General features: G+C 41.4%; 21 protein-coding genes and 1 pseudogene. 14 read left to right on the top strand and 8 right to left on the bottom strand.

All coding sequences use genetic code 11. The annotated features are described in order from the left end of the window. Nucleotides 1–74: 74 nt before the first annotated feature. Entirely contained in the window at nt 75–872 is a 798-nt protein-coding gene (locus CDG61_RS10625) for a hypothetical protein (protein ID WP_118998484.1), read from the bottom strand. A 295-nt stretch (nt 873–1167) separates the two neighbouring features. Here CDG61_RS10625 and gap point away from each other — a divergent pair, with 295 nt between their 5' ends. The 6 genes from gap (at nt 1168) to CDG61_RS10595 (ending at nt 6802) form a co-directional block, all read left to right on the top strand. Further along, the gene (gene gap, locus CDG61_RS10620; protein ID WP_087550913.1) at nt 1168–2190 is read left to right on the top strand and encodes a type I glyceraldehyde-3-phosphate dehydrogenase; all 1023 of its coding nucleotides are present in this window, start codon (nt 1168–1170) and stop codon (nt 2188–2190) included. Between the two features lie 134 nt (nt 2191–2324). After that, entirely contained in the window at nt 2325–2624 is a 300-nt protein-coding gene (locus CDG61_RS10615) for a hypothetical protein (RefSeq protein ID WP_087513875.1), read from the top strand. A 336-nt stretch (nt 2625–2960) separates the two neighbouring features. Continuing rightward, nucleotides 2961–3596, top strand: coding sequence for a paraquat-inducible protein A (locus CDG61_RS10610; protein WP_087550914.1), 636 nt, complete (start codon nt 2961–2963; stop codon nt 3594–3596). Beyond that, the gene (locus tag CDG61_RS10605; RefSeq protein WP_087550915.1) at nt 3593–4405 is read left to right on the top strand and encodes a paraquat-inducible protein A; all 813 of its coding nucleotides are present in this window, start codon (nt 3593–3595) and stop codon (nt 4403–4405) included. Before CDG61_RS10610 ends, CDG61_RS10605 begins: the two co-directional genes overlap by 4 nt. 2 nt (nt 4406–4407) lie before the next feature. After that, nucleotides 4408–6072 (top strand): intermembrane transport protein PqiB, encoded by a 1665-nt coding sequence (locus CDG61_RS10600; protein ID WP_087550916.1) that lies wholly within the window; start codon nt 4408–4410, stop codon nt 6070–6072. Further along, nucleotides 6062–6802: a PqiC family protein gene (locus CDG61_RS10595; RefSeq protein WP_087550917.1), complete on the top strand. Its 741-nt coding sequence runs from the start codon at nt 6062–6064 to the stop codon at nt 6800–6802. Before CDG61_RS10600 ends, CDG61_RS10595 begins: the two co-directional genes overlap by 11 nt. Before the next feature lie 132 nt (nt 6803–6934). On the opposite strand, the gene CDG61_RS10590 is transcribed toward CDG61_RS10595, so the two are convergent. Together CDG61_RS10590 and CDG61_RS10585 are read right to left on the bottom strand one after the other, a co-directional pair. Beyond that, nucleotides 6935–7234: an AzlD family protein gene (locus CDG61_RS10590; protein ID WP_087550918.1), complete on the bottom strand. Its 300-nt coding sequence runs from the start codon at nt 7232–7234 to the stop codon at nt 6935–6937. Further along, nucleotides 7231–7974 (bottom strand): AzlC family ABC transporter permease, encoded by a 744-nt coding sequence (locus CDG61_RS10585; RefSeq protein WP_087550919.1) that lies wholly within the window; start codon nt 7972–7974, stop codon nt 7231–7233. The genes CDG61_RS10590 and CDG61_RS10585 overlap by 4 nt, the downstream gene beginning before the upstream one ends. A gap of 159 nt (nt 7975–8133) precedes the next feature. On the opposite strand from CDG61_RS10585, the gene CDG61_RS10580 reads away from it, so the two are divergent. The 6 genes from CDG61_RS10580 (at nt 8134) to CDG61_RS10550 (ending at nt 13729) form a co-directional block, all read left to right on the top strand. After that, nucleotides 8134–8589 carry an Lrp/AsnC family transcriptional regulator gene (locus tag CDG61_RS10580; protein WP_087550920.1) on the top strand — a complete coding sequence of 152 codons (456 nt, stop codon included), beginning with the start codon at nt 8134–8136 and terminating at the stop codon, nt 8587–8589. 223 nt (nt 8590–8812) lie between these two features. Then, complete coding sequence (locus CDG61_RS10570; protein ID WP_087550921.1) at nt 8813–9979, top strand: ATP phosphoribosyltransferase regulatory subunit; 1167 nt, start codon at nt 8813–8815, stop codon at nt 9977–9979. Nucleotides 9980–10050: 71 nt separating this feature from the next. Further along, on the top strand, nt 10051–11370 hold the full coding sequence (locus CDG61_RS10565) for an adenylosuccinate synthase (RefSeq protein WP_087513884.1): 1320 nt from the start codon (nt 10051–10053) through the stop codon (nt 11368–11370). Between the two features lie 160 nt (nt 11371–11530). Beyond that, the gene (locus CDG61_RS10560) at nt 11531–12373 is read left to right on the top strand and encodes a M48 family metallopeptidase (RefSeq protein ID WP_087550922.1); all 843 of its coding nucleotides are present in this window, start codon (nt 11531–11533) and stop codon (nt 12371–12373) included. Between the two features lie 158 nt (nt 12374–12531). Then, nucleotides 12532–12837, top strand: coding sequence for a hypothetical protein (locus tag CDG61_RS10555; protein WP_087513886.1), 306 nt, complete (start codon nt 12532–12534; stop codon nt 12835–12837). A 112-nt stretch (nt 12838–12949) separates the two neighbouring features. Beyond that, nucleotides 12950–13729 carry a M48 family metallopeptidase gene (locus tag CDG61_RS10550; protein WP_087513887.1) on the top strand — a complete coding sequence of 260 codons (780 nt, stop codon included), beginning with the start codon at nt 12950–12952 and terminating at the stop codon, nt 13727–13729. A 107-nt stretch (nt 13730–13836) separates the two neighbouring features. Here the strand turns inward: CDG61_RS10550 and CDG61_RS10545 are convergent. Both CDG61_RS10545 and crp read right to left on the bottom strand, forming a co-directional pair. Further along, a pseudogene (locus tag CDG61_RS10545) lies at nt 13837–14885 on the bottom strand (NADP(H)-dependent aldo-keto reductase). Between the two features lie 161 nt (nt 14886–15046). Then, nucleotides 15047–15754 carry a cAMP-activated global transcriptional regulator CRP gene (crp, locus tag CDG61_RS10540; RefSeq protein ID WP_087513889.1) on the bottom strand — a complete coding sequence of 236 codons (708 nt, stop codon included), beginning with the start codon at nt 15752–15754 and terminating at the stop codon, nt 15047–15049. A 147-nt stretch (nt 15755–15901) separates the two neighbouring features. Here crp and CDG61_RS10535 point away from each other — a divergent pair, with 147 nt between their 5' ends. Beyond that, nucleotides 15902–16321, top strand: a complete 420-nt coding sequence (locus CDG61_RS10535) for an OsmC family protein (RefSeq protein ID WP_087512401.1) — start codon at nt 15902–15904, stop codon at nt 16319–16321. A 151-nt stretch (nt 16322–16472) separates the two neighbouring features. On the opposite strand, the gene CDG61_RS10530 is transcribed toward CDG61_RS10535, so the two are convergent. The 3 genes from CDG61_RS10530 to CDG61_RS10520 form a co-directional block, all read right to left on the bottom strand. Next, the gene (locus CDG61_RS10530) at nt 16473–18419 is read right to left on the bottom strand and encodes a family 2A encapsulin nanocompartment cargo protein cysteine desulfurase (protein WP_087550923.1); all 1947 of its coding nucleotides are present in this window, start codon (nt 18417–18419) and stop codon (nt 16473–16475) included. Beyond that, nucleotides 18394–19326 carry a family 2A encapsulin nanocompartment shell protein gene (locus tag CDG61_RS10525; protein WP_068974224.1) on the bottom strand — a complete coding sequence of 311 codons (933 nt, stop codon included), beginning with the start codon at nt 19324–19326 and terminating at the stop codon, nt 18394–18396. The genes CDG61_RS10530 and CDG61_RS10525 overlap by 26 nt, the downstream gene beginning before the upstream one ends. 178 nt (nt 19327–19504) lie before the next feature. Then, the gene (locus CDG61_RS10520; protein WP_087550924.1) at nt 19505–19993 is read right to left on the bottom strand and encodes a rhodanese-like domain-containing protein; all 489 of its coding nucleotides are present in this window, start codon (nt 19991–19993) and stop codon (nt 19505–19507) included. Between the two features lie 370 nt (nt 19994–20363). On the opposite strand from CDG61_RS10520, the gene epsC reads away from it, so the two are divergent. After that, nucleotides 20364–21272, top strand: coding sequence for a serine O-acetyltransferase EpsC (gene epsC, locus CDG61_RS10515; RefSeq protein WP_087551069.1), 909 nt, complete (start codon nt 20364–20366; stop codon nt 21270–21272). The last annotated feature ends 313 nt before the right edge of the window (nt 21273–21585 follow it).

The raw sequence follows: 21585 nt of genomic DNA, 5'->3' as shown, positions 1-21585 counted from the left end.
CGGAAAAACCGCTCTCCACCAATGATTTTAAGGTGAATTGCAGCTTTTTCTATGTAAAAGCGGAGAGGTGAAATTCAGATGCCATCGCTTTGTAAAAAAAACGCTTCATTGAAAATATATTTTACCCCATCAAATTTCATAATATGTTGACGTTTATATTTATTTGCACTGCTTTTACAGGTTTTATATTCAGAACCATGTGATGTTTTTGTTTCTTTCACAATGATGTTTTGCAAGCCATGGCTGAGCTGATCAGTAAGGATCAGCTTACGCTCAATGAGATCAGTCGTGGCATCATGACATTGACGATGTGATAGTGAGGAATAAGTATAAGCAGGGAACTGGTACAAAATACGTTGTATTTTCCCAGATGAACTGATCTGAAATAAGTTGAGAGAATGATGAGTGATACCTGGATCACCTAACTTTCTTTCGGTGCTTGAAAGCCCAAACACGGTTGTATTTTTGAGTGTGGAAAATGGCACGTTTTCCAGGCGTATTCCTTCAAATTCCAAGCCTGAAAACTCAATAAAATCTTTTTGATGAAAACGGTTCAGTAATTTCTGATGAGCATCTAACACCAGCATTGAAAGGTTGTAGTCCTGGTTTTTATAGGAATCACTGCTACCATTTGAAATATAAGCAAAGATTATTTTATTTTCGGGTTTTATCTTTATACATGCATAATTGTTAAAAGTATTTTTTTCATCATCTGGAATCGGTTCGGGCTTTAGCCTGAGTGAATATTTTTGATTGATTTGCTGTATTTCTTGGTCTGAACATAAAGTATGTTTTTCAACTGCAAAGCTTTGAGAACTGGTTATTAAAGAGATAGCACTCAGGAATACTAAAAATATAAATTGTAATTGCATTATCATTGTTGTGATCTGTGTTTAAAAATTAAAATGAATTCATCCACCGCTCAGTGTTATAAGTTGCGATATTAATGGTGATGTTGAAATAATAAAAATGATGCATCTAATATGGTCAGGTTTTTGAATCTGGTTATAAATTTATCATTTTAGAAACTCTTAATTGTACTTAAAGACCCTGCAGAGTTTTAAGTCTGAATATTTCGCTGTCATTTTGACAAATATTCTCCATAAAGCAAAGAAATCCGATAACATATTCAGCTGAAATGTGTGGTTTCAATTCTAAGGATAAGCAATGCAACGTGTGGCGATTAATGGATTTGGGCGGATAGGGCGCAATGTTCTACGTGCCTGGTTTGAGAATCCTAAAGATTTTCATTTTGAAATTGTCGCTGTCAATGATGTTGCCGATGTTGAAACACTTGCTCATCTGTTTCGATATGACAGTACTCATGGTCGCTTTAAAGGTAAGGTCAGTATTGAAACAGAGGACGGACATTCTTTTCTGAATATCAGTGCAGGGCTTGCCGGTCTGCGGGTGGAAGTTTTTGCTGAAGCAGATCCTGAGAAACTGCCGTGGCATCAGCTGAATGTGGATGTTGTACTGGAATGTACAGGACTGTTCCGTTCACATGAAGCCGCGACGAAGCATATTACAGCAGGTGCCAAACGTGTCATTATTGGTGCTGCACCTTTTGATACGGTAGATGCAGCCATTGTCTATGGGGTCAACCATCATGATGTTAAGACAACTGACCGGATCATTTCGGGTGTTTCCTGTACGACTCAGGCACTGGTACCTCTGGTAAAGATTATTGATGATGCTTTTGGTATTGAAAGTGCGCTGATGACTGAGATTCATGCCGTAACAGCCGATCAGGCTGTACTGGATCATGCACATCGTGATTTAAGACGGGCACGGGCTTCTGGGCAGAATATTATTCCTACCACATCTTCTGCACTGGGAGCATTAAAGCGGGTGATGCCTAAAATGGAAGGGCGTATAGATGGTTATTCCATACGTGTTCCAACCATCAATGTTGCAGCGGTTGATCTTACTTTTGTCTCACGTTCACCTCTTGATACGCATACGATCAATCGGGTGCTCAGGGAATCAGCAGAGCGTGATTATTCAGAAATTATGGATATTACAGAAGAACCGCTGGTTTCCAGTGACTTCAATCACTCGCCGTATTCTTTAATTGTTGATCTGACTCAGACTATGGTTGCAGGGCACCAGGCGAAAGTCTTTGCCTGGTATGATAATGAATGGGGATATGCAAACCGCTTACTCGATTTGTGTGAGTCCTTTACCTGAACTGAGTATGTAGTTGTCAGAACTTTAAAAAGCTTTTGATTGAATAAAGAAAAGTATCTTTGATGCATCAGTTCACATAAGATGTGATTTTTTATATCAATAAAGAATGAACTTTAAATAAAGTGGGAAATGCGATGCTGATTTTGATCTGGGGATTTATTCTGTTGCTGGTTTGTGCGGTGGGCTTTCTGTTCTGGTTGTACTTTAGAAATCAGGATGATTCTGTGCATTCGGATACACAGATTATGCAGACAGAGGATAAAGTTCTGCATCTGGAAGAAAATCTGAAAAAAACCCTGGAAATAATGCAGGGACTGGCAAAAAAAATGCAGGTTCAGCAGGAAGTACTGGATAAAACCACGACCCGTCTGAATCAGCTTGAACTTCAAAATGCAGAACTGGTGAGTCTTCTGGCTAAACTGAAGAATCTGTAATTTGAGCAGTATAAATAGTTTCAGATACCAAGCTTCTGAGTGCCTGGAACTGGTCATGCGTTTAACAGACTTAAAGGAATGCTAAACTTATATTTGTTATTTAATCTTTTGAAAATGAATTAAATTTCAGAATAAACCTTAGTCTTGTTAATGGTTCTGAACATGGTTGCTCCATCGGATGCTTGTCTGGTGGGGCAATTTCTTTGGGTTTATCAAACTGATCTGTCAGTAAACAATTCACTTATAAAAATAAACATAAAAACGCCTGGTTTGAGTTAATTTAATTATTAAAGACAAAAAACTCTATAACGATATTAAAAAAGGTATGTGCGCAGCATGCAACTGAAAAATCATACTGACCTTATTGGTTGTGAAGAATGTGATGCGGTTTTTCAAAGAGTGCCACTTGCAACAGGCGAGTATGCTTATTGCAGTTGCTGTGGTGCAGAGTTATACAGAAAAATAAATAACTTCAATACATTGCTTGCAATGATTGTCACGGCACTTATCGTTTTTATTATTGCGAACGGCTTTTCCATTATTAAAGTTGAGCTTCAGGGGAACTATTCAGAAACGACACTGCTGGGTGCAGCGTGGATCATGTTTCAGACTGATCGGGCTTTCGTGGGCGTGTTACTCATGCTGACCACTTTTATTGTTCCTTTGTTATACATTCTGTTAATGACCTATGTTCTGACGGTCATCATGGGTATCAGAAGGGAGGTGTTCAGAAACTCCCGTAAAACTGTTCGGGTGGTGCTGAGAACACTTTATTTCTTGCGGACCTGGGGAATGGTGGAGGTTTTCCTGATCGGGATACTGGTGACCCTGGTGAAACTGGTTGGTATGGTGGTTGTAATCCCAGGGATTGCACTTTGGGCGATTGCAATATTAAGTGTGCTGCTGGTATATATCGGATCCATAAAAATTAAAGATTTATGGGATGCGATTGATGTGTATGTACCATTATGAAACATTCTGAAAATAATCCCGATGTTGCGGTTCTGCAACCTGCCTCCCGTGTGGATATAGATAAAGATCTGCATACTGAAGCAGTGCCATTAAGGGCGATTGATCTGTCTCTGGTGCTTTGTCATTGCTGTGGATTGCTGAACCCACAGCAGGAGACAGATGCTGTTGATCATACCGTTGATGAGAATCAGCGTTGCAGCCGATGTAACAGCCCTGTACACCTGCGCAAGCCTGTAAGTCTGCAAAGGACATTTGCCTTTCTGGCAGCGGCAATCATTCTTTATATTCCTGCCAATATTTTGCCTATGACGGTGACTGAATCATTGCTCGGGCGACAGCAGGACACGATTATGAGTGGTGTGATCTATTTCTGGAAAAGTGGAGATTATCTGGTATCCAGTGTGATTTTTATGGCGAGTATTTTTATTCCGATGCTGAAGCTGATCATTTTGGCTGTACTGTTGGTTGCGGTATATCTCCAGTCATCAAAAAGCGTGACTTTTTCTCCGGCGCATTGCGCTACGATGTACCGTATTGTGGAGTTTATCGGTCGATGGTCCATGATTGATGTATTTGTAGTGGCATTGCTGGCAGCACTCATTCAGATTCAGTCACTGGCAACAATTCTTGCAGGACCGGGTGCTGTAGCTTTTGGTGCGGTTGTTGTACTGACCATGCTGGCTTCACAGAGTTTTGACCCGCGAATGATCTGGGACAATTATAGTCTTGAACAGCGTAAGAAAATGAATAAGTATGCGAGTGTCCATGTGACCGATGCTGATTTTAACTCATCAAAAAAAGAAATATGAGTATGACGAACGATAATTCAGACAATGAAAAAGCAGAATTGCATGCTCAGGTAAATGTTCCGGATAATATATCTGAACTGCCTGAACTTGTTAAAAAGCGCAGCAAATTAAAACCATCTCTGATCTGGTTAATACCACTGATTGCATTGCTGATTGCTCTGTCACTGGCAATAAAAGCATTTTTAAATACAGGACCGACAGTCGAGGTCAGCTTCAGGACGGCCGAAGGACTGGAAGCAGGAAAAACAGTTATCCGTTATAAGCATGTCAATATTGGTCTGGTTCGGGAGCTTGAGCTGTCAGAAGATCGTTCTCATGTTGTAGCTAAAATTGAATTACGCCGTGATGCCAGTAATTTTGCGGTGAAAGACAGCCGTTTCTGGGTGGTGCGTCCCCGTGTAGGTTCAGGTGGAGTGTCGGGTCTGGATACACTGTTGTCGGGTGCTTATATAGAGGTTGATGGTGGACGCTCTGATCAGAAACAGAAAGAGTTTCAGGGGCTGGAAACACCACCGGTTATTGCTTCAGATGTTCCTGGTAAGGTTTTCTTTTTAAAAGCAGAGGATCTGGGATCACTGGATTATGGTTCACCTATTTATTATCGGAGAATCAATGTTGGGCAGGTTACTGCTTATCAGCTGGCAAAGGATGGTAAAAGTGTGGAGTTGCAGACTTTTATCCGCTCCCCATACGATAAATTTGTGACGAGTGATGCCCGATTCTGGCAGGCAAGTGGAGTGGATGTCAGCCTGAATGCATCGGGTTTCAGCCTGAATACACAGTCTCTGGCAAGTATTGTTTCGGGCGGTATTGCTTTTGGTTATCCTGAAAAATCCAGTGCAGGCTTAGCACCAGACCGCAGCCGTTTTGAACTGTTTGATAGTGAAAAACTGGCACTCAAAGTACCGGATATCAATCCGCGACGTATCGTGATGTATTTTACTGAGTCACTTCGAGGCTTGTCAGTGGGTGCACCTATTGATTTTATGGGGGTGGATATTGGAAATGTGAAAGCAATCAATACCGAATTTCATCATAATTACACTCAAATCCGCATGCGGGTGGAAGCAGAGGTGTATCCGTCCCGTATCGCAGATGGTCGTGAACTCGATCCTCATGGGGTTATTTTTAAGAATTTTGTAGAACGTGGCTGGCGTGCACAGATGCGTACAGGGAACTTGCTGACCGGTCAGAACTATATCGCTTTTGATGTATTTCCTAAGGCAAAGTTTGCCACAACGGTACAGCATTCGAATGGTTCAGTTGAAATACCAACCACTGCAACTGAACTGAAAGGCTTGCAGGCTCAGGTTGCTCAGATTGCTGATAATGTTACGAAGTTCCCGCTGGTGGAAATAGGTCAGGATGTCCGTACAACTTTAGCAACGCTGAATACAACTGTCCTTTCAACGAAAAAGCTGATTGAACAGTTGGATGGTAAAGTTGCTCCGAATCTACAGGCAACACTGGACGATGTACGTAAAACGGTACAGTCCACCGAAACAGTTCTGGCAAGTGATGCACCTGTACAGCAGGATTTACGCAAAGCCTTGCAACAGATCACTCGGGCTGCGGCTTCACTGCAGTTGATGTCAGACCAGATTGAACAACATCCTGAATCATTGATTCGAGGTAAAACAGCGGAGCCTAAGAAAAATGACAATTGATGATAAGATTAAAATTAAGTTTTACCGCAAAAGTGTTGTATTGCATGTCATCGTGGGGTTGTTTGGTGGAGTGCTTACAGCATGCTCGACTTCTGCTCCACCGAATTATTACTCACTTAATGGCAAAAACCCTGTTACGACACCTCTCCATCAAATAAATCAATTGATGATGATTGAGGTATTGCCTGTAGGATTGGCAGATCGCTTAAATCGCATTCCTATCGTCATTTTTGAAGCAAATGGAAAATCAAAAGTTTTAAATGAAAATCGCTGGACATCTACTTTGGCGGCAGAACTACGTGACGGTCTTTCTTCGGGCTTACAGCAAAAATTAGGTGCGGTAGATCGTTATAATAGTGGAATGAGTGGTGCTAAAACGACTTATCGAATTGCGACAGATTTTTCCAGATTTGATTTTATTGATAATCAAGGGACAGCAAATGTTAATCAAAAGAATGAGATTGCTGTCGCTGTAAACTGGACAATTAAACTGGATCAGGTGAATCATCCATTGACGACAGCTAAAAATGAGACAAAGCCTGTGCAAAGCAATACATTCAGTTGTCGGATGGTATTTACACAGCCTGTAGCGAAGCATCAGGGCGGTATAGTGGATTTAGTGAATTCTTCTAAAGATGCTTTAGACCAGGTTGTTGATGGAGTAGCAAGCTCTATCTTGAATATTGAAGATCGGCGAAAAAATTTGAAAAGCGGAGTTCTATGTAATTGATGTAAGCTGCTTGTGAATTTACTTTTATACAATTGATTTTTTAAATAAATTTTTGGTTTAAATACACATGATTTGATTCAGTTCTGGATTGAACATCATGTGCATTTTGACCTAAGTCGAATTTGAGATACCTTAGCCGATAAAGTATCTCAAAAAACCTGTCGCAACGATACTGATCAAAACTGTTGGTAAAAGTGATAAATAGCATGCTGCGAGCAAGGTAATAATAATTGCAATTAAATTGGCTGGATTGTCTGAAACAAAATAGGGCGCAATGACTGAAACCAATACACAGCCGGGAATGACCTGTAAAATCTGTGTGGTTCTTTTACTGAGTTTTTTATTTTTAAGCAATAAATAGCCTAAAACCCGTGTGGAATATGTGGTTAAAGCAACACAAATAATGGCAATGAGCGTTGGTATGTGGATCATTTTTCATCTCCCACAAACAGTATGGCAGCAATAATGCCAGTTACTGAACCGACTAAAACATACCAGCCTTTGGGTAAATAAAGATAAGCCAAAGCCGCAGCAATCAGACTGATCAGCCAGGGCAAAGCAGGCTTGAATCCTTTCCACATACCGCGCAATAAAACCAGAAACACGGCAGGAAATGCCATATCAAAACCGAACTTCGATACATCGCCTAAGAATGCGCCGATGCCAACACCTAAAGTGGTAAAAACCACCCACATTACATACAGTGCAAAGCATAGACCGATATAAAAGAACACACTAAAACCTGTATATGGATTTCGTGGATTATTTTTATGTGCATCCGTAATACTCAGTGCCCAACTTTCATCACACATAAAGAACAGTAAAGGTAACGCTTTACGGTTGGGTAAATGCCGAATGTACGGTGCTAAACTTGCGCCCATTAAAATATGACGACTGTTGACCAGGAACGTAATTAAAAGCAGGAACATCAACTGTGGTGGTTGAGTCCAGACTTCAATAATGGCAAATTCGGAACCGCCTGCAAAATTAAGCCCCGTAAGTAATGGAACTTCAATTGCAGAGAAACCTTTTTGCGCGGCTTGTGTACCTAAAACCAAAGCAAAAGGAATAATCCCGAGCAGCATTGGAATCGAAATTTTGACACCACGTAAAAACTCCAGATATTCAACTGAAGCGTCGAGGTCTTTGGCGGAGTTTTTAAACTGGAACATGGTGCTCACTCGATGATGTTGCAATCATTTGGGAGAATTATTTTATGCCTTTATTTACGCTATATTTTGTTTAAATTGCTTTTATAAAAATTAAAATTGATATTTTATTTCTTATTTTGTAGTTTTAATGGAATTAAGTAGCTTAAATGTGGTGGTTGTGTGGATCAGATGGATAAAAATATTCTCCAGGCATTACAGTGTGATGGAAAATTGCAGAATAATGAACTTGCAGAAAGAATCGGTTTATCTCCATCACCATGTCTGAGACGGGTGAAACAGCTTGAAGATTCTGGAATCATTGATCGCTATGTGGCATTGGTCAATCCACAAAAAGTGAACTTAGGGCTGACTGTTTTTGCTCGAATCTGGTTAAAAAGTCAGGATGAGAAAACGGTCAATCATTTCATTGATGCGATTATGGATATTGCTGAAATTGTTGAATGTCAGCTCATGGCAGGGGATTGTGATTTTTTCTTAAGGATTGTGGTTGCAGATCTGGAAGCATACCGTAAATTCCAGATTCATCATTTAAATAAAATATCAGGGATTCAGAATGTGAAAACTGAGATTCCTTTGCAGAAAATTAAACAGACAACGGTTTTACCCTTAACATAGAAAATATAAATTTCCTTGAGTCATTAAATTTTGTTTTTACAGTTGTAAAACAGTGATGGAAATGAATAGAGACTAAAAATCATTGAATTGTTCCTGAAACGCATCTTTTCTGCAAAAGTCTGATGCACAGCAACAATGATCGTGCTAAAATAAGAGAAATCGGGTGTGTTCCCGATTTTTTTATGCGGATTACTTCCGCGCTGACAGGATTTAGGTTTACAACATGCCCATTTCAGAGACATGGTTATTACCTGATGGTGTAGCTGATGTATTACCGGAACAGGCGCAAGTTATTGAAAAGTTGCGCCGTACTGCGTTGGATTTTCTTGCATCCCGTGGTTATCAGTTGGTGTACACGCCGTTTATTGAATACATTGAATCTCTTTCTTCTCTTTCAGAATCGAACCAGGATTTAGACTTAGCCACTTTTAAAGTGATTGACCAACTTTCCGGTCGTCTGCTTGGTGTGCGTGCCGATATGACACCACAAGTGGCTCGTATTGATGCGCATGTACATCCTGTAAATGGCGTAGCACGTTATTGCTATGCAGGTACAGTACTTCATACTAAACCTCAGGGTTTCAATACCACACGTGCACCGTTACAGCTGGGTGCAGAGTTATTTGGTTCAGACAGTATTGATGCAGATGTCGAGTTGATTGATGTCATGCTGAATCTGATTGAAACAGCAGGTCTGGTGGATGGTGTCCATCTGGATCTGGGGCATGTAGGACTGTTCCGCAGTCTGGTGAAACATGCAGGTCTGAACAAAGCGACAGAAAGTCATCTTTCTGACCTGTATCAGCGTAAAGCATTGCCAGAACTTGCAGAGTTCACAAAAGAATTAAAATCTGGTTCAGATTTTTATGCACTGGGTCGTTATGCGAGCGATCTTGATGCACTGCAGACAAATTTAAGCGCTGAAATTCTTGCAGATGTATCTTTTAAGGATGCACTCAGCACACTGACTGAAACGCTGCGTGAAATTCAGTTGCGCTGGCCTGCGCTTGATATTGGTGTGGATGTGGTTGAACTGCGTTCTTATCATTATCATACGGGGCTGATGTACGCTGTTTATGCACCGAACCGTGCTGCTCCACTCGCACAGGGTGGTCGTTATGACGGTATTGGCGAACATTTTGGTCGTGCCCGTCCAGCAACCGGTTTCTCATGTGATCTTTATTCTCTGTGTGCTGGTCAGTACAGCCAGGCTGAAAAAGTGGTTGCACCGAAAGGGACTGAACAGCAGTTACAGAATGCAATTGCAACTGCACGAAAGCAGGGCTTGAGCGTAATACAGTTACTGGGTAATGATGAACTGAACTCTGTACCGAATGCGACACACAAAATGGTCTGTGTTGCAGGTGAATGGGTCATTCAGAAGATTTAACGGCAAAACACTGACAGTCTGTTGTCAGTGTCTGGTTTTCAATTTTAACAGCATGATGTGAAGAGGCTATTATGGGCAAAAGTGTTGTGGTACTCGGTACCCAATGGGGCGACGAAGGTAAAGGTAAAATCGTTGACCTGCTCACAGACCAGGCGGCAGCGGTTGTTCGCTATCAGGGTGGACACAATGCAGGCCACACTTTGGTCGTTGGTGGTAAGAAAACAGTTCTTCATCTCATTCCATCGGGTATTTTACGTGAAAACGTACTGTGTCTGATCGGTAATGGTGTTGTACTTTCACCAGAAGCTTTGATCAAAGAAATGGGTATTCTTGAGAGCGAAGGCGTGCCTGTACGTGAACGTCTGCGTATTTCTCCAAACTGCCCACTGATTTTACCTCATCACATTGCTCTGGATCAGGCACGTGAGAAAAAACGCGGTAATGCAAAAATCGGTACAACAGGTCGTGGTATCGGTCCTGCGTATGAAGATAAAGTTGCACGCCGTGCAATCCGTGTTGCAGACCTTGTGCGTGGCGGTGAGCATCTTAAAGCACAGCTTGAAGAACTGCTTGAATACCATAACTTCCAGCTGACTCAGTTCTTTGGTGTTGAAGCTGTTAAGGTTGAAGATGTACTTGCATTGTGCGACCAGTGGCGTGAAGTGATCAAACCACTTGTGATTGATGTCATTACAGAACTGCATAACTACCGCAAAAATGGTGAAAACATCATGTTTGAAGGTGCGCAGGGTTCTTTACTGGACGTTGACCACGGTACATATCCGTATGTAACATCTTCAAATACTACTGCTGGTGGCGTAAGCTCAGGTTCAGGTCTTGGTCCACTGCACCTTGACTATGTATTGGGTATTACTAAAGCGTATACAACCCGTGTAGGTGCTGGTCCGTTCCCAACTGAACTGGTTTACGATGCTGCTAACGATGTTGGTGATGCGATTGGTAAACACTTAGGTACTGTTGGCTCTGAGTTTGGTGCTTCTACTGGTCGTCAGCGCCGTTGTGGCTGGTTTGATGCTGAAATTCTACGTCGTTCAGTAGACGTAAACTCACTTTCAGGTATCTGCTTAACTAAACTTGACGTTTTAGATGGTTTGGAAGAAGTGAAAATCTGTGTAGGTTATGAAGCTGCTGATTCTGGTTGCGTAGGTTCATCAGATGCACTTGCATTTGAAACTTTGAAACCGATCTATGAAACAATGCCAGGCTGGACAGAGTCTACCTTTGGTGCTAAATCACTGGATCAGTTGCCGCAGGCAGCAATCAACTATGTAAAACGTCTTGAGCAATTGATTGAATGTCCAATTGACATCATTTCAACTGGTCCGGATCGTGACGAAACAATCGTAATGCGTCATCCTTTTGATGCATAATTCATGCTCCTGAAAGAGTATTGAATTATTAAAAAGCTCCTTCGGGAGCTTTTTTGTTGTAATTGAATTTAAAACAATCTATTTTTGTGAGCTGATTCATGTTTTGAATCGTTCAAATGAACTTTAAATTATTTTAAAAATTATATTTTTTGGTGAAATAATGATTAAGAAAAAAATCCTGGTTGGAATCAGTGCAGTAGTTTTATTGTCTGGATGTTCCACAATTGCTGAATTTACTGGCAATGATTCTGCAACACTGAATCTGAATGCCGCAGAAGATTATAAAGCCCTGATCGCGGATGCGAAGACCCAGAAGGCACTAGACACATCATCATCAACTTATAAACGTGTAAATGCTGTTTATCAGCGTATGTTGCCTTTTGCAGATGAAGCCAATAAAACGGGTCAGAAATTTGACTGGCAGCTGGCTGTAATAAAATCGAATGAGGTTAATGCTTTTGTTGTCCCTGGTGGAAAGGTGGTTGTTTTCACAGGAATTGTCAATAATCTGAAACTGACAGATGCAGAAATTGCGGCAGTTATGGGGCATGAAATTACCCATGCCCTGGAGGAACATGCAAAGAGTAAAATTGGTGCCCAGGCACTGACTAAGCTTGCAGTGGATGCAGGTAAAACCTACGCAGGAGATAAACTTGGATCAATGGGCTCCCAGGCGGTCGATTTTGGCAGTAAATATGGTGTGGGGCTGCCTTATTCACGGAGTCTTGAATCCAGGGCTGACCGTGGCGGTTTAATGCTGATGGCAAAATCAGGTTATGACCCTGAAGCTGCAGTATCTGTATGGAAAAAAATGAATCAGCTCGATTCAAGCAGTAATAATGGAGTGGCACGTTTCACCTCGACACATCCATCCAACAATGCCCGTATTGAAGATCTGAACAAGAGTATGGCAGAAGCTAAAGTTTTATATGCGAGCAGCAATAAAGCCACGGTTACTGGAACAAAAACAAAGACTGTAAAAAAGGCGAAAAAGTCTAAATAATATTTCAGTCAAAGATCTCGGAACTGGAATAAAGATCTGCCTGAGGGTGGATCTTTTTGTGATAAGCTCAGTTTTCGACTAAAGTTCCATGCAGTATTGCTGTGATGAGCGTAGTGGCATTGCTAGAATGCAGTTTTGAATCCCTATGGAAAGCACGGATGCATAAAAATATTTCAGGAACTATCTTCTATTCATTGCTGTTTGCAATGGGTGGAGCACCAACGATTGCCATGCTGACGATTCAGGCACAGGCACATAATCCCGAAATTGTATATCAGGCATTTATTGGACTATCTGTCATATATGCCTGCATCCTGGTTCCTGTAATACTGGCACAGAATGCTTTTTTATGGTTTAAACGTAAAAATGAAAAACTTGATTTAAAAATTGAACCTTTGTGTCATGCATATCTTGTGCTGAATATTGCCTGCCTGGTGTACTGGCTTTGCTATCAGTTTTTATAATGTGATTACATAAATAATATTAATGTGTGTTGATTAATAATAGGAAGCTACATTTCTATCACCTATAATCCGCCTATCATGAGTATGCTTCTGAAATGTGGAGATTATTATAATGAAGAACAGACTGTTATTCAGTTTATGTGCAGTTGCAGTGGTTACGGTTTCGGGTTGTGCGACCGTAGCTGATATGGCAGGAGCAGATTCTGCTACTTTAAATGCGGCGGCAGCCCAGAACTATTCTCAGACTATCAGTACGGCTCGCAGTAAAGGCGTGCTTGATACAAGTTCAAATACTTACAAACGTATTAATTCAGTATACAACCGTTTACGCCCATATGCAGACCAGATGAATCAGACGGGACAGCCATTTCAATGGCAGGTTTCTGTGATCAAATCGAATGAACTGAACGCTTCGGTCATGCCTGGCGGTAAGGTCGTGTTCTATACCGGAATTGTAGAGCGTTTAAATCTTACGGATGCTGAGATTGCTGCAATTATGGGGCATGAAATGATCCATGCGCTGGAAGAGCATTCGAAAAGCAAATTAGGTGCTCAGGCACTGACTGACCTTGCTTTAGGAATTGGTTTAAGTAGTGCAGGTGTGGGTGAAGGTGGTGCAGCTATTGCACAGATCGGTTCTCAGCTGGGAGTAGGCTTGCCGTATTCACGTAACCTGGAAAGCCGTGCTGATCAGGGTGGTTTAATGCTGATGGCGAGGGCGGGTTATAATCCGCAATCTGCGATTACGCTTTGGGAGAAGATGGCAAAAGCAAGTAATGGTGGTAATGCATCATTCCTGTCAACACACCCATCTAACACTCAGCGTATTGAGGCAATGAGGAAAAATTTACCTGCGGCGATGACAGTCTATAATGCTCGTGGCGGTAAATAACACTTTAAAAAAATTGAACTGATCAACCTGGTCAGTAAAAAAGGATGCAGATGCATCCTTTTTTAATCAGGAAGAAAGTATTTTCAGAAATATCTCAGAAGTATACTTCAGGGAGCAGGGTTAGGCTGCTGACGGTGAATGGCATTGATGCTTTCTAAGATTTCATCTGAAAGATCAGTATCAAATGCATCAATATTTTCTTTAAGTTGTTCCATGGTTGTTGCGCCAATAATGGTACTTGTGACAAAAAACTGCTGCTTGATAAATGCAAGTGCAAGCTGTGTCAGAGTCAGTCCATGCTGTTCGGCAAGTTGCGCATATTGTTCAGTTGCCCATTCACTTTCGGGATTACTGTAACGACTGAAACGTGAAAAAAGAGTAATCCGACCATTTGCAGGTCGTGCGCCATGGCGGTATTTTCCTGTCAGATAGCCAAAAGCCAGAGGTGAATACGCCAATAGTCCGACATCTTTAAAACGGGCAATTTCTGACATGCCACTTTCATAGGTTCGATTCAGCAGACTGTAAGCATTCTGTACGCTGACGATTTTCTCCATTCCCAGTTTCTCTGCGAGCTGCAGGAACTTCATGGTTCCCCATGGTGTTTCATTGGATAAGCCAATAAAGCGGATACGTCCCCGTTTGACTTCATCATTCAGTGCAGAAAACGTTTCCTCGAGAGGCGTAATATCCTGCTGTGCAGTTGCTTCTGCGTTTCTGTAGCTCAGCTTGCCGAAAATCGGGCTTGGACGCTGAGGCCAGTGAACTGATAGAGATCAATGTAATCGGTCTGTAATCGTTTTAGAGAGCCATCCAGTGCAGAGCTGATATCTGTTGCTGTGAAACGTGTCTGCCCATCACGAATGTGAGATCCACCTTGAGATGGACCTGCAATTTTTGACGCCAGGAAAAGTTTGTCCCGTTGTCCATTTTCTGTAATCCAGTTGCCTATCATCTGCTCGGTGGAACCCTGGGTTTCAGGCTTGGGAGGAACGGGATACATCTCTGCGGTATCCCAGAAATTCAGACCGCGCTCAAGTGCATAACTCAGTTGTTTAAACGCATCGTCCTGTGAGTTCTGCTCTCCAAATGTCATGGTGCCCAGGCAAATTTCAGGTAACAGAATTCCGGTTCTGGCGAGTGGTTTAAACTGCATGGTACATCCTTGTTGATATGTGTATGTTTCATTCTTTGGATACATTATCCTAAGAGTCACAGGCTGTAAAATGATAAAAATAGGGACAGAAATCAAAAAAGAATATATGAGGCATAAAAAAAGCAAATCCGGAGATTTGCTTTTTTTATTGAATCAGAAGATTAATCTTCTTCATCAAATTCATCTTCAGAAACTTCATTCTGTTCTAAAGATACATCAAAAATCAGGATAGCTTTACCATCAGTTTCAATCATTCCCTGTTCTTCCAGGGTCTTGAGAACGCGGCCGACCATTTCACGGGAGCACCCGACAATACGACCAATTTCCTGACGGGTAATACGGATCTGACGACCGTTAGGGAGAATCATTGCTTCTGGTTGAGAAGACAGATCAATCAGACAGCGTGCAATACGACCGGATACGTCAATAAATGCAAGGTCTGTTACTTTGCGTGTGGTGTTTTTTAAACGACGCACAAGCTGAGCAAACACAGCGTAGCTTAAGTCAGGATATTGCTTGCTGAGTTCGTGAAAATTTTCATAGGTAATTTCAGCAATTTCACAAACGTCACGAGTGCGGACTTCAGCAGTACGTTGTGGATTCGCTTCGAAAAGACCCATTTCCCCAAAAAAATCACCCGGATTCAAATATGCAACAACGATTTCACGTTCATCATCTTCACGCAGAATAATAGATACTGAACCTTTAAGGATCAGATACAGCGATTTGGATTCTGAACCTGCATCAACAATTGTTGTACGTTTTGGATAACGGTTGATATAAGCACGTTTTAATAATGCTTTGACTGACTCTGGCAGCTGTCCTGGAGACAGCGCATCAGTGCTTAGTTGTGAAAAGTTTGAAGTCATGCTAACGGTTCCGAATTTGGATAAGTAATAGATCGCACAAGACCTAAAATGAACTTGTCACACAGAAGAGATGAAATTCCTTATCAACTCAAATTATGTTAGTGTACAGGTACCTTGTAAATTTATAGCTTTTTTTAGGTAGTTGCAATGCAAACTAGTGTTCATTGGCTTAAGAATGTTGCTTTTGAAGCAAAATCTGAAAGTGGTCATAGTGTAGTGATGGATGGGGCCTCTGCGTATGGAGGGGAAAACCGTGGACCACGTCCCATGGAGCTCATACTTATGGGACTTGGTGGGTGTGCTTCATTTGACATTGTGACTATTCTTAAGAAATCACGTCAGGATGTGACAGATGTTGTATGTGAGCTTAAAGCTGAACGCGCAGACGCCATTCCAGCAGTGTTCACAAAAATACACTTGCATTTTGTGGTGAAAGGCACAGCAGTCAAGGAAAAGCAGGTTGCTAAAGCTGTAGAGCTGTCCGCAGAAAAGTACTGTTCTGCCAGTAAAATGCTGTCTGACGGTGGCGTTGAAATTACACACGATTTTGAAATTATTGAAATATAAAATAATTGACTGTAAAGTTATGTAACGGCTTATTTATTGAACAGCCTTTTCTTTTTTAAGAAAGAATAAACACAGATTTTATTTTTATTTTGCATAAAAAAGAACCGCCTTTAGAAAAAGGCGGTTCTTTTTTTATGGATAAACAGTTCGATCAGGTTCTGAGTGAACGGTTACGTCTTAGCTGGTGAAGCACAGAAACCAGCAGATCAATCTCCTCAGTGGTGTTATAAAACGCTAAAGAAGGGCGTACAGTGCGTTCTACACCAAAACGGCGCAAGATCGGTTGGGCACAATGATGACCTGTACGCACTGCAATACCATACTGATTCAGCACTTTACCGACTTCTTCCGTTTCATAACCTGCGAGGGTAAAAGACATCACACTCGCTTTATTCAACGCAGTTCCGATCAGACGTAAGCCTGAAACACTTTGCAATGCGTGTTGTCCATACTCAAGCAAGTCATGTTCATAACGTGCAATATTGTGAATACCAATACTTTCCACATATTCTAATGCTGCACCTAAACCGACTGCATCAGCAATGTTTCCTGTACCTGCTTCAAATTTATTGGGTGCAGGTTGGTAAATCACATTGTCAAAAGTCACGTCCTGAATCATGTTACCACCACCTTCCCAGACTGGCATGCTGTCGAGCAATTCGGCTTTGGCGTAGACAGCACCGATCCCTGTAGGGCCGAAGACTTTATGCCCTGAAAAGACAAAGAAGTCTGCATCAAGTGCGGTGACATTGGTGGGCATGTGTGACACGGACTGCGCACCATCAACCAATACACGTACACCTGCGGCATGCGCCAAGGCAATGATTTCCTGTGTCGGTGTCACAGTTCCCAAAGCATTGGATACTTGGGTAATGGCAACCAGTTTGGTTTTCGGATTGAGTAGTTTAATAAACTCATCAATGCGAATCTGACCCGTATCATCCACAGGAATAACACGTAATTTCGCCCCGGTTTCTTTGGTCAGTTGGAACCACGGTACAATATTGGCATGGTGTTCTAGATTGGACACGATGATTTCATCACCTGCACCAATATTTTGCTTGCCCCATGATTTTGCAATCAGGTTAATGCCTTCAGTCGTACCACGGACAAAAACAATATTTTGTGCAGAGGGCGCACCGATAAAACGGGCAACCACATCACGGGCATGCTCATAAGCATCGCTTGCACGTGCCGCAAGTTCATGCGCCGCACGGTGAATGTTGGAATTTTCATGTTCATAAAAATATGAAATTCGATCAATCACCGCTTTAGGTTTATGCGTGGTTGCCGCATTATCCAACCAAATTAATGGTTTGCCATTCACACGTTCCTGTAAAATCGGAAAATCACGACGGATCTGCAAAATATCAATCGGTTGATGATTTTGTGCAGTGCTCGGAATTTGCACATTTTGCTCACGTTGAAACTGTGATTGCTCAACACTTGGTGCAGAAGCAAAATAATAGCCCGATTCAGTAGTCGCAGGTTTGTCATTACGATCTTTGAGTAAACCTTTGAGTTGATGATCATCTACAACATGATAGTCATCAAAAGCAAAAGGATTACGCAATACATCACTTGGCGCTGTTGCTTGTAGCGCATCAGGCTTTGGGATGTCTAAAAAGTAATAAGCAGACTGCCCCTGAGCCGTATTTTGTTGCGATATTGCAGATGAACTTGGTGTTTCAGTTGTCGCAGAAGGCAAGTGAATTCGATTTGATAACGCAGACGGATCAGGATTGTGCGCACCACCAACCACAGGCGCTGAAGATATAATTCGACGCTCAGGATGATCTGCAGTTGGATCGGCGAATCGTTGTGTCGCACTTGGATTCAGGCTGCTTTGTTGCATCACAGCAGGCACACGACCACTCAATGCCGCAATTGGATCTTTCGGTTGCGGTGGATGGCTGATGCCATTGCCTGTAGCCTGTTCAGGTAAATCCAGGTTTAAACCCTGCGCATTTTGCTTGGGTAAAGCAGAGAAAAACTCTGCAGCCAATTGTGTAAGTACAGATTCACTGATCGGTGCATCGGCTTGTGCAGATGCCGTATCAGTCGGCAATGAATTACTTGTAAGTGCTTGGATAGTCATGGTATTTATCAACCTCCACATCTTCAAGTACAGCCAAAGCATCTTCAGTCAGTACCGCCAAAGAGCAATATAATGAGATCAGATAAGATGCAATTGCATTGCGGTTAATCCCCATGAAGCGTACAGATAGACCAGGCGCTTGTTCACCTGCAAGACCTGGCTGGAATAGTCCGACCACACCTTGACGTTTTTCGCCAACACGTAACAGGATGATTTTAGTTTTACCATCTTCTACAGGAATTTTATTCGATGGAATCAATGGAACACCACGCCATGTGATGAACTGAGAACCGAATAGGCTAACGGTTGGTGGTGGCACGCCACGGCGGGTACATTCACGACCAAATGCTGCAATCGCATCAGGATGGGCAAGGAAGAAGCCTGGTTCTTTCCATACTTTACGCAGGAGATCATCAAAATCGTCAGGCGTTGGCGCACCTGTCAAGGTTGAAAGACGCTGACTATCAGCAACACTTGCCAATAAACCATATTCAGGGTTATTGATCAGTTCGCTTTCCTGACGCTCTTTAATGGTTTCAATGGTTAAACGTAATTGTTCTTTGATCTGATCATGCGGGCTACTGTACAAATCTGAGACACGGGTATGGATGTCTAAAACCGTTGAAACGCCATTGAGAAAATATTCACGTGGGTTAAGTTCATAGTCCACAAAAGTCTGTGGCAATGTCGCTTCGTCACGTTGTGTACACGCCACCTGAATATCATCAGTATTGCTGACCTGGTTGACACGATAAATACCGGCTTCTACAGGTGTCCATTGCAATAAATGTGTTAACCAACGAGGTGTAATGGTTGAAAGCTGAGGTACTGTTTTTGTTGCATTGGCAAGCTGACGGGCAGCCTGATCACTTAACGATTGGCGGGCTACTTCTTGGTTTTTAGCCATTTTTATACATCCTAAAATTCTAAAGAAAACATTTCAAAAATGAAGCATTACAGTTGGTTTAAGTTTTTTTAGGCAAAAGTGATCCTCTCCCAGGCAATTGAAGTTTTAGTAAAAAATGGAGAATGGAATTAAAATGGAGCGTCAGTTTCAGGGCGAACTTATAGTTCGCCCGAGTTATTTATTCTTGACGCCAAGGCAGGTGATGAAAACGCCATCCATTGAATGAACCTCGATGATTGTCTTCATCCAGATCACCTTCAAAACCTTGTTCGATGTTGTAAATATTTTCAAAGCCTGCATTAAAGGCGACATTTGCCGCAGCCGCAGAACGTTTACCACTACGGCATAGAAGTAGAATGGTTTTGTCTTTACCCACTTTAGATTCGAGTTCTTTGGCAAAACGAGGATTACGGTTTAACGCTGTTCCCGTTGCCCACGGAATGTGAATGGTGTCTTCGACATAGCCCACAAATTTACGTTCTTCATTGGTACGTACGTCGACAATCACGGCATGTCCTGCCTGAAATAAAGCCCAGGCTTCATGTGGCAAAACAGTGCCAGTAAATTCAAGATAATGATCTTCAACCCGTTGTTTTGCATCGGCAAAGATTTGCTGAATCTTGTTGTCATCCAATTTTGGAAGTTCAATTTTAGTCGCACTATTCATGTTACACACCTGAATCAAATCTTGAATAAAGCAGTTTTTAAGCTAAGCTATGCAAAATTTGAAATAATCTATTAGAGAAGTTGATATTAAATATAATGATTTTTTATATTCTGAAAATGAATAAAAATTGAATTGCTTATTCTTATTTTGGGAAAAGAGATTTTTATTATCTGGATTATTTATTGCTAAGCATTCAAACATGGCATCAAAATAAATGGTGGCTAAATGCAAAATTTCGATAAAGATATATCAACAATGTTTATCTAAAACTTGGCAAATAAAATAATATTCTTCATAAGAATTGAATAAAGAATATTGAACCGAATACTTTATTCATATAATGAAAAAAAAATCTCATACAGGCAATCCCATGACGCAATGGAACATTCAAAATATCGTCACTGAATTACAGCAAGCGCGTAATGAATGGCGTACACAACAGAAAAGTCTGAAAGATTTTGGTGGGCGAGAGTTGCCCTCTAAAGAAGAAATTAAAAAAATTATGAATGATCTGTGTGGGATTTTATTTCCAATGCGTCTGGGGCCGCACGATCTACGTCAGCAAAGTGAAAATTTCTATATTGCACATACACTTGAAAAAACACTTTATGCATTGCGGGAACAGGTCAAACTCAATTTGACCTATGACTATAAATATAAAAAGCATAATGAAAATGCGGAAGTGATTGATGTGCTTGCACAAAGTATTGTGAGTGAATTTGCACAAAAACTTCCCGAATTGCGCCGTATTCTGGATACTGATGTGATTGCGGCTTATGAGGGTGATCCTGCGGCACGTAGTGTAGATGAGGTTTTGTTGTGCTATCCAGGCATACTCGCCATTATTTACCATCGCATCGCACATGAGTTTTATAAAAAGGATTTGTCTTTACTGGCACGTCTGATTGCTGAAATTTCTCATTCTAAAACAGGTATTGATATCCATCCAGGTGCTCAGATTGACCAAGGATTCTTTATTGATCATGGGACAGGTGTGGTGATTGGTGAAACCTGTGTGATTGGTAAAAATGTCCGTATTTATCAGGCTGTGACACTTGGCGCGAAGCGTTTTGAAGTCGATGATGCAGGGCGTTTACAGAAAGAATATGCACGTCATCCGATTGTGGAAGATAATGTGGTGATTTATGCAGGGGCAACGATTCTTGGGCGTATTACCATTGGGCAGGGTGCGGTGATTGGTGGAAATGTGTGGATTACCCAAAGTGTGCCTGCCAATAGCGCTGTATCGCAAAGTTCAGCAACCAAGTCACAGGTTTAGTTGTATATAAATTTAAGATGAATGAGTGAGGCTGATCAAATTGCAATATTTGTTCAGCCTTCTATACATTCACGTTTAATGAATATTAACATTTTTCAGATTCTAAAATTTTCCAATACAGCTTAGTCTAAATGGTAAGTTGATCAATAATATAAGGACATTTCAAAACATATATTTTTCTAAAGTACTGACTTGAAAAAAGTTGAATCAGCACAGATATTAATACTGAAATCTATTCTGATTAAAATAGTAAGTTTTTGAAAAGTATATAAAATAATTTAATTTGTCTATTGAAATCCGACCAAGCGTTCCC

The sequence above is a fragment of the Acinetobacter sp. WCHAc010052 genome, assembly GCF_002165295.2.
Taxonomy (GTDB): Bacteria; Pseudomonadota; Gammaproteobacteria; order Pseudomonadales; family Moraxellaceae; genus Acinetobacter; species Acinetobacter chinensis.
Note: the sequence above shows the minus strand (reverse complement) of the source record. Positions and strands in the feature narration are given on the sequence as shown.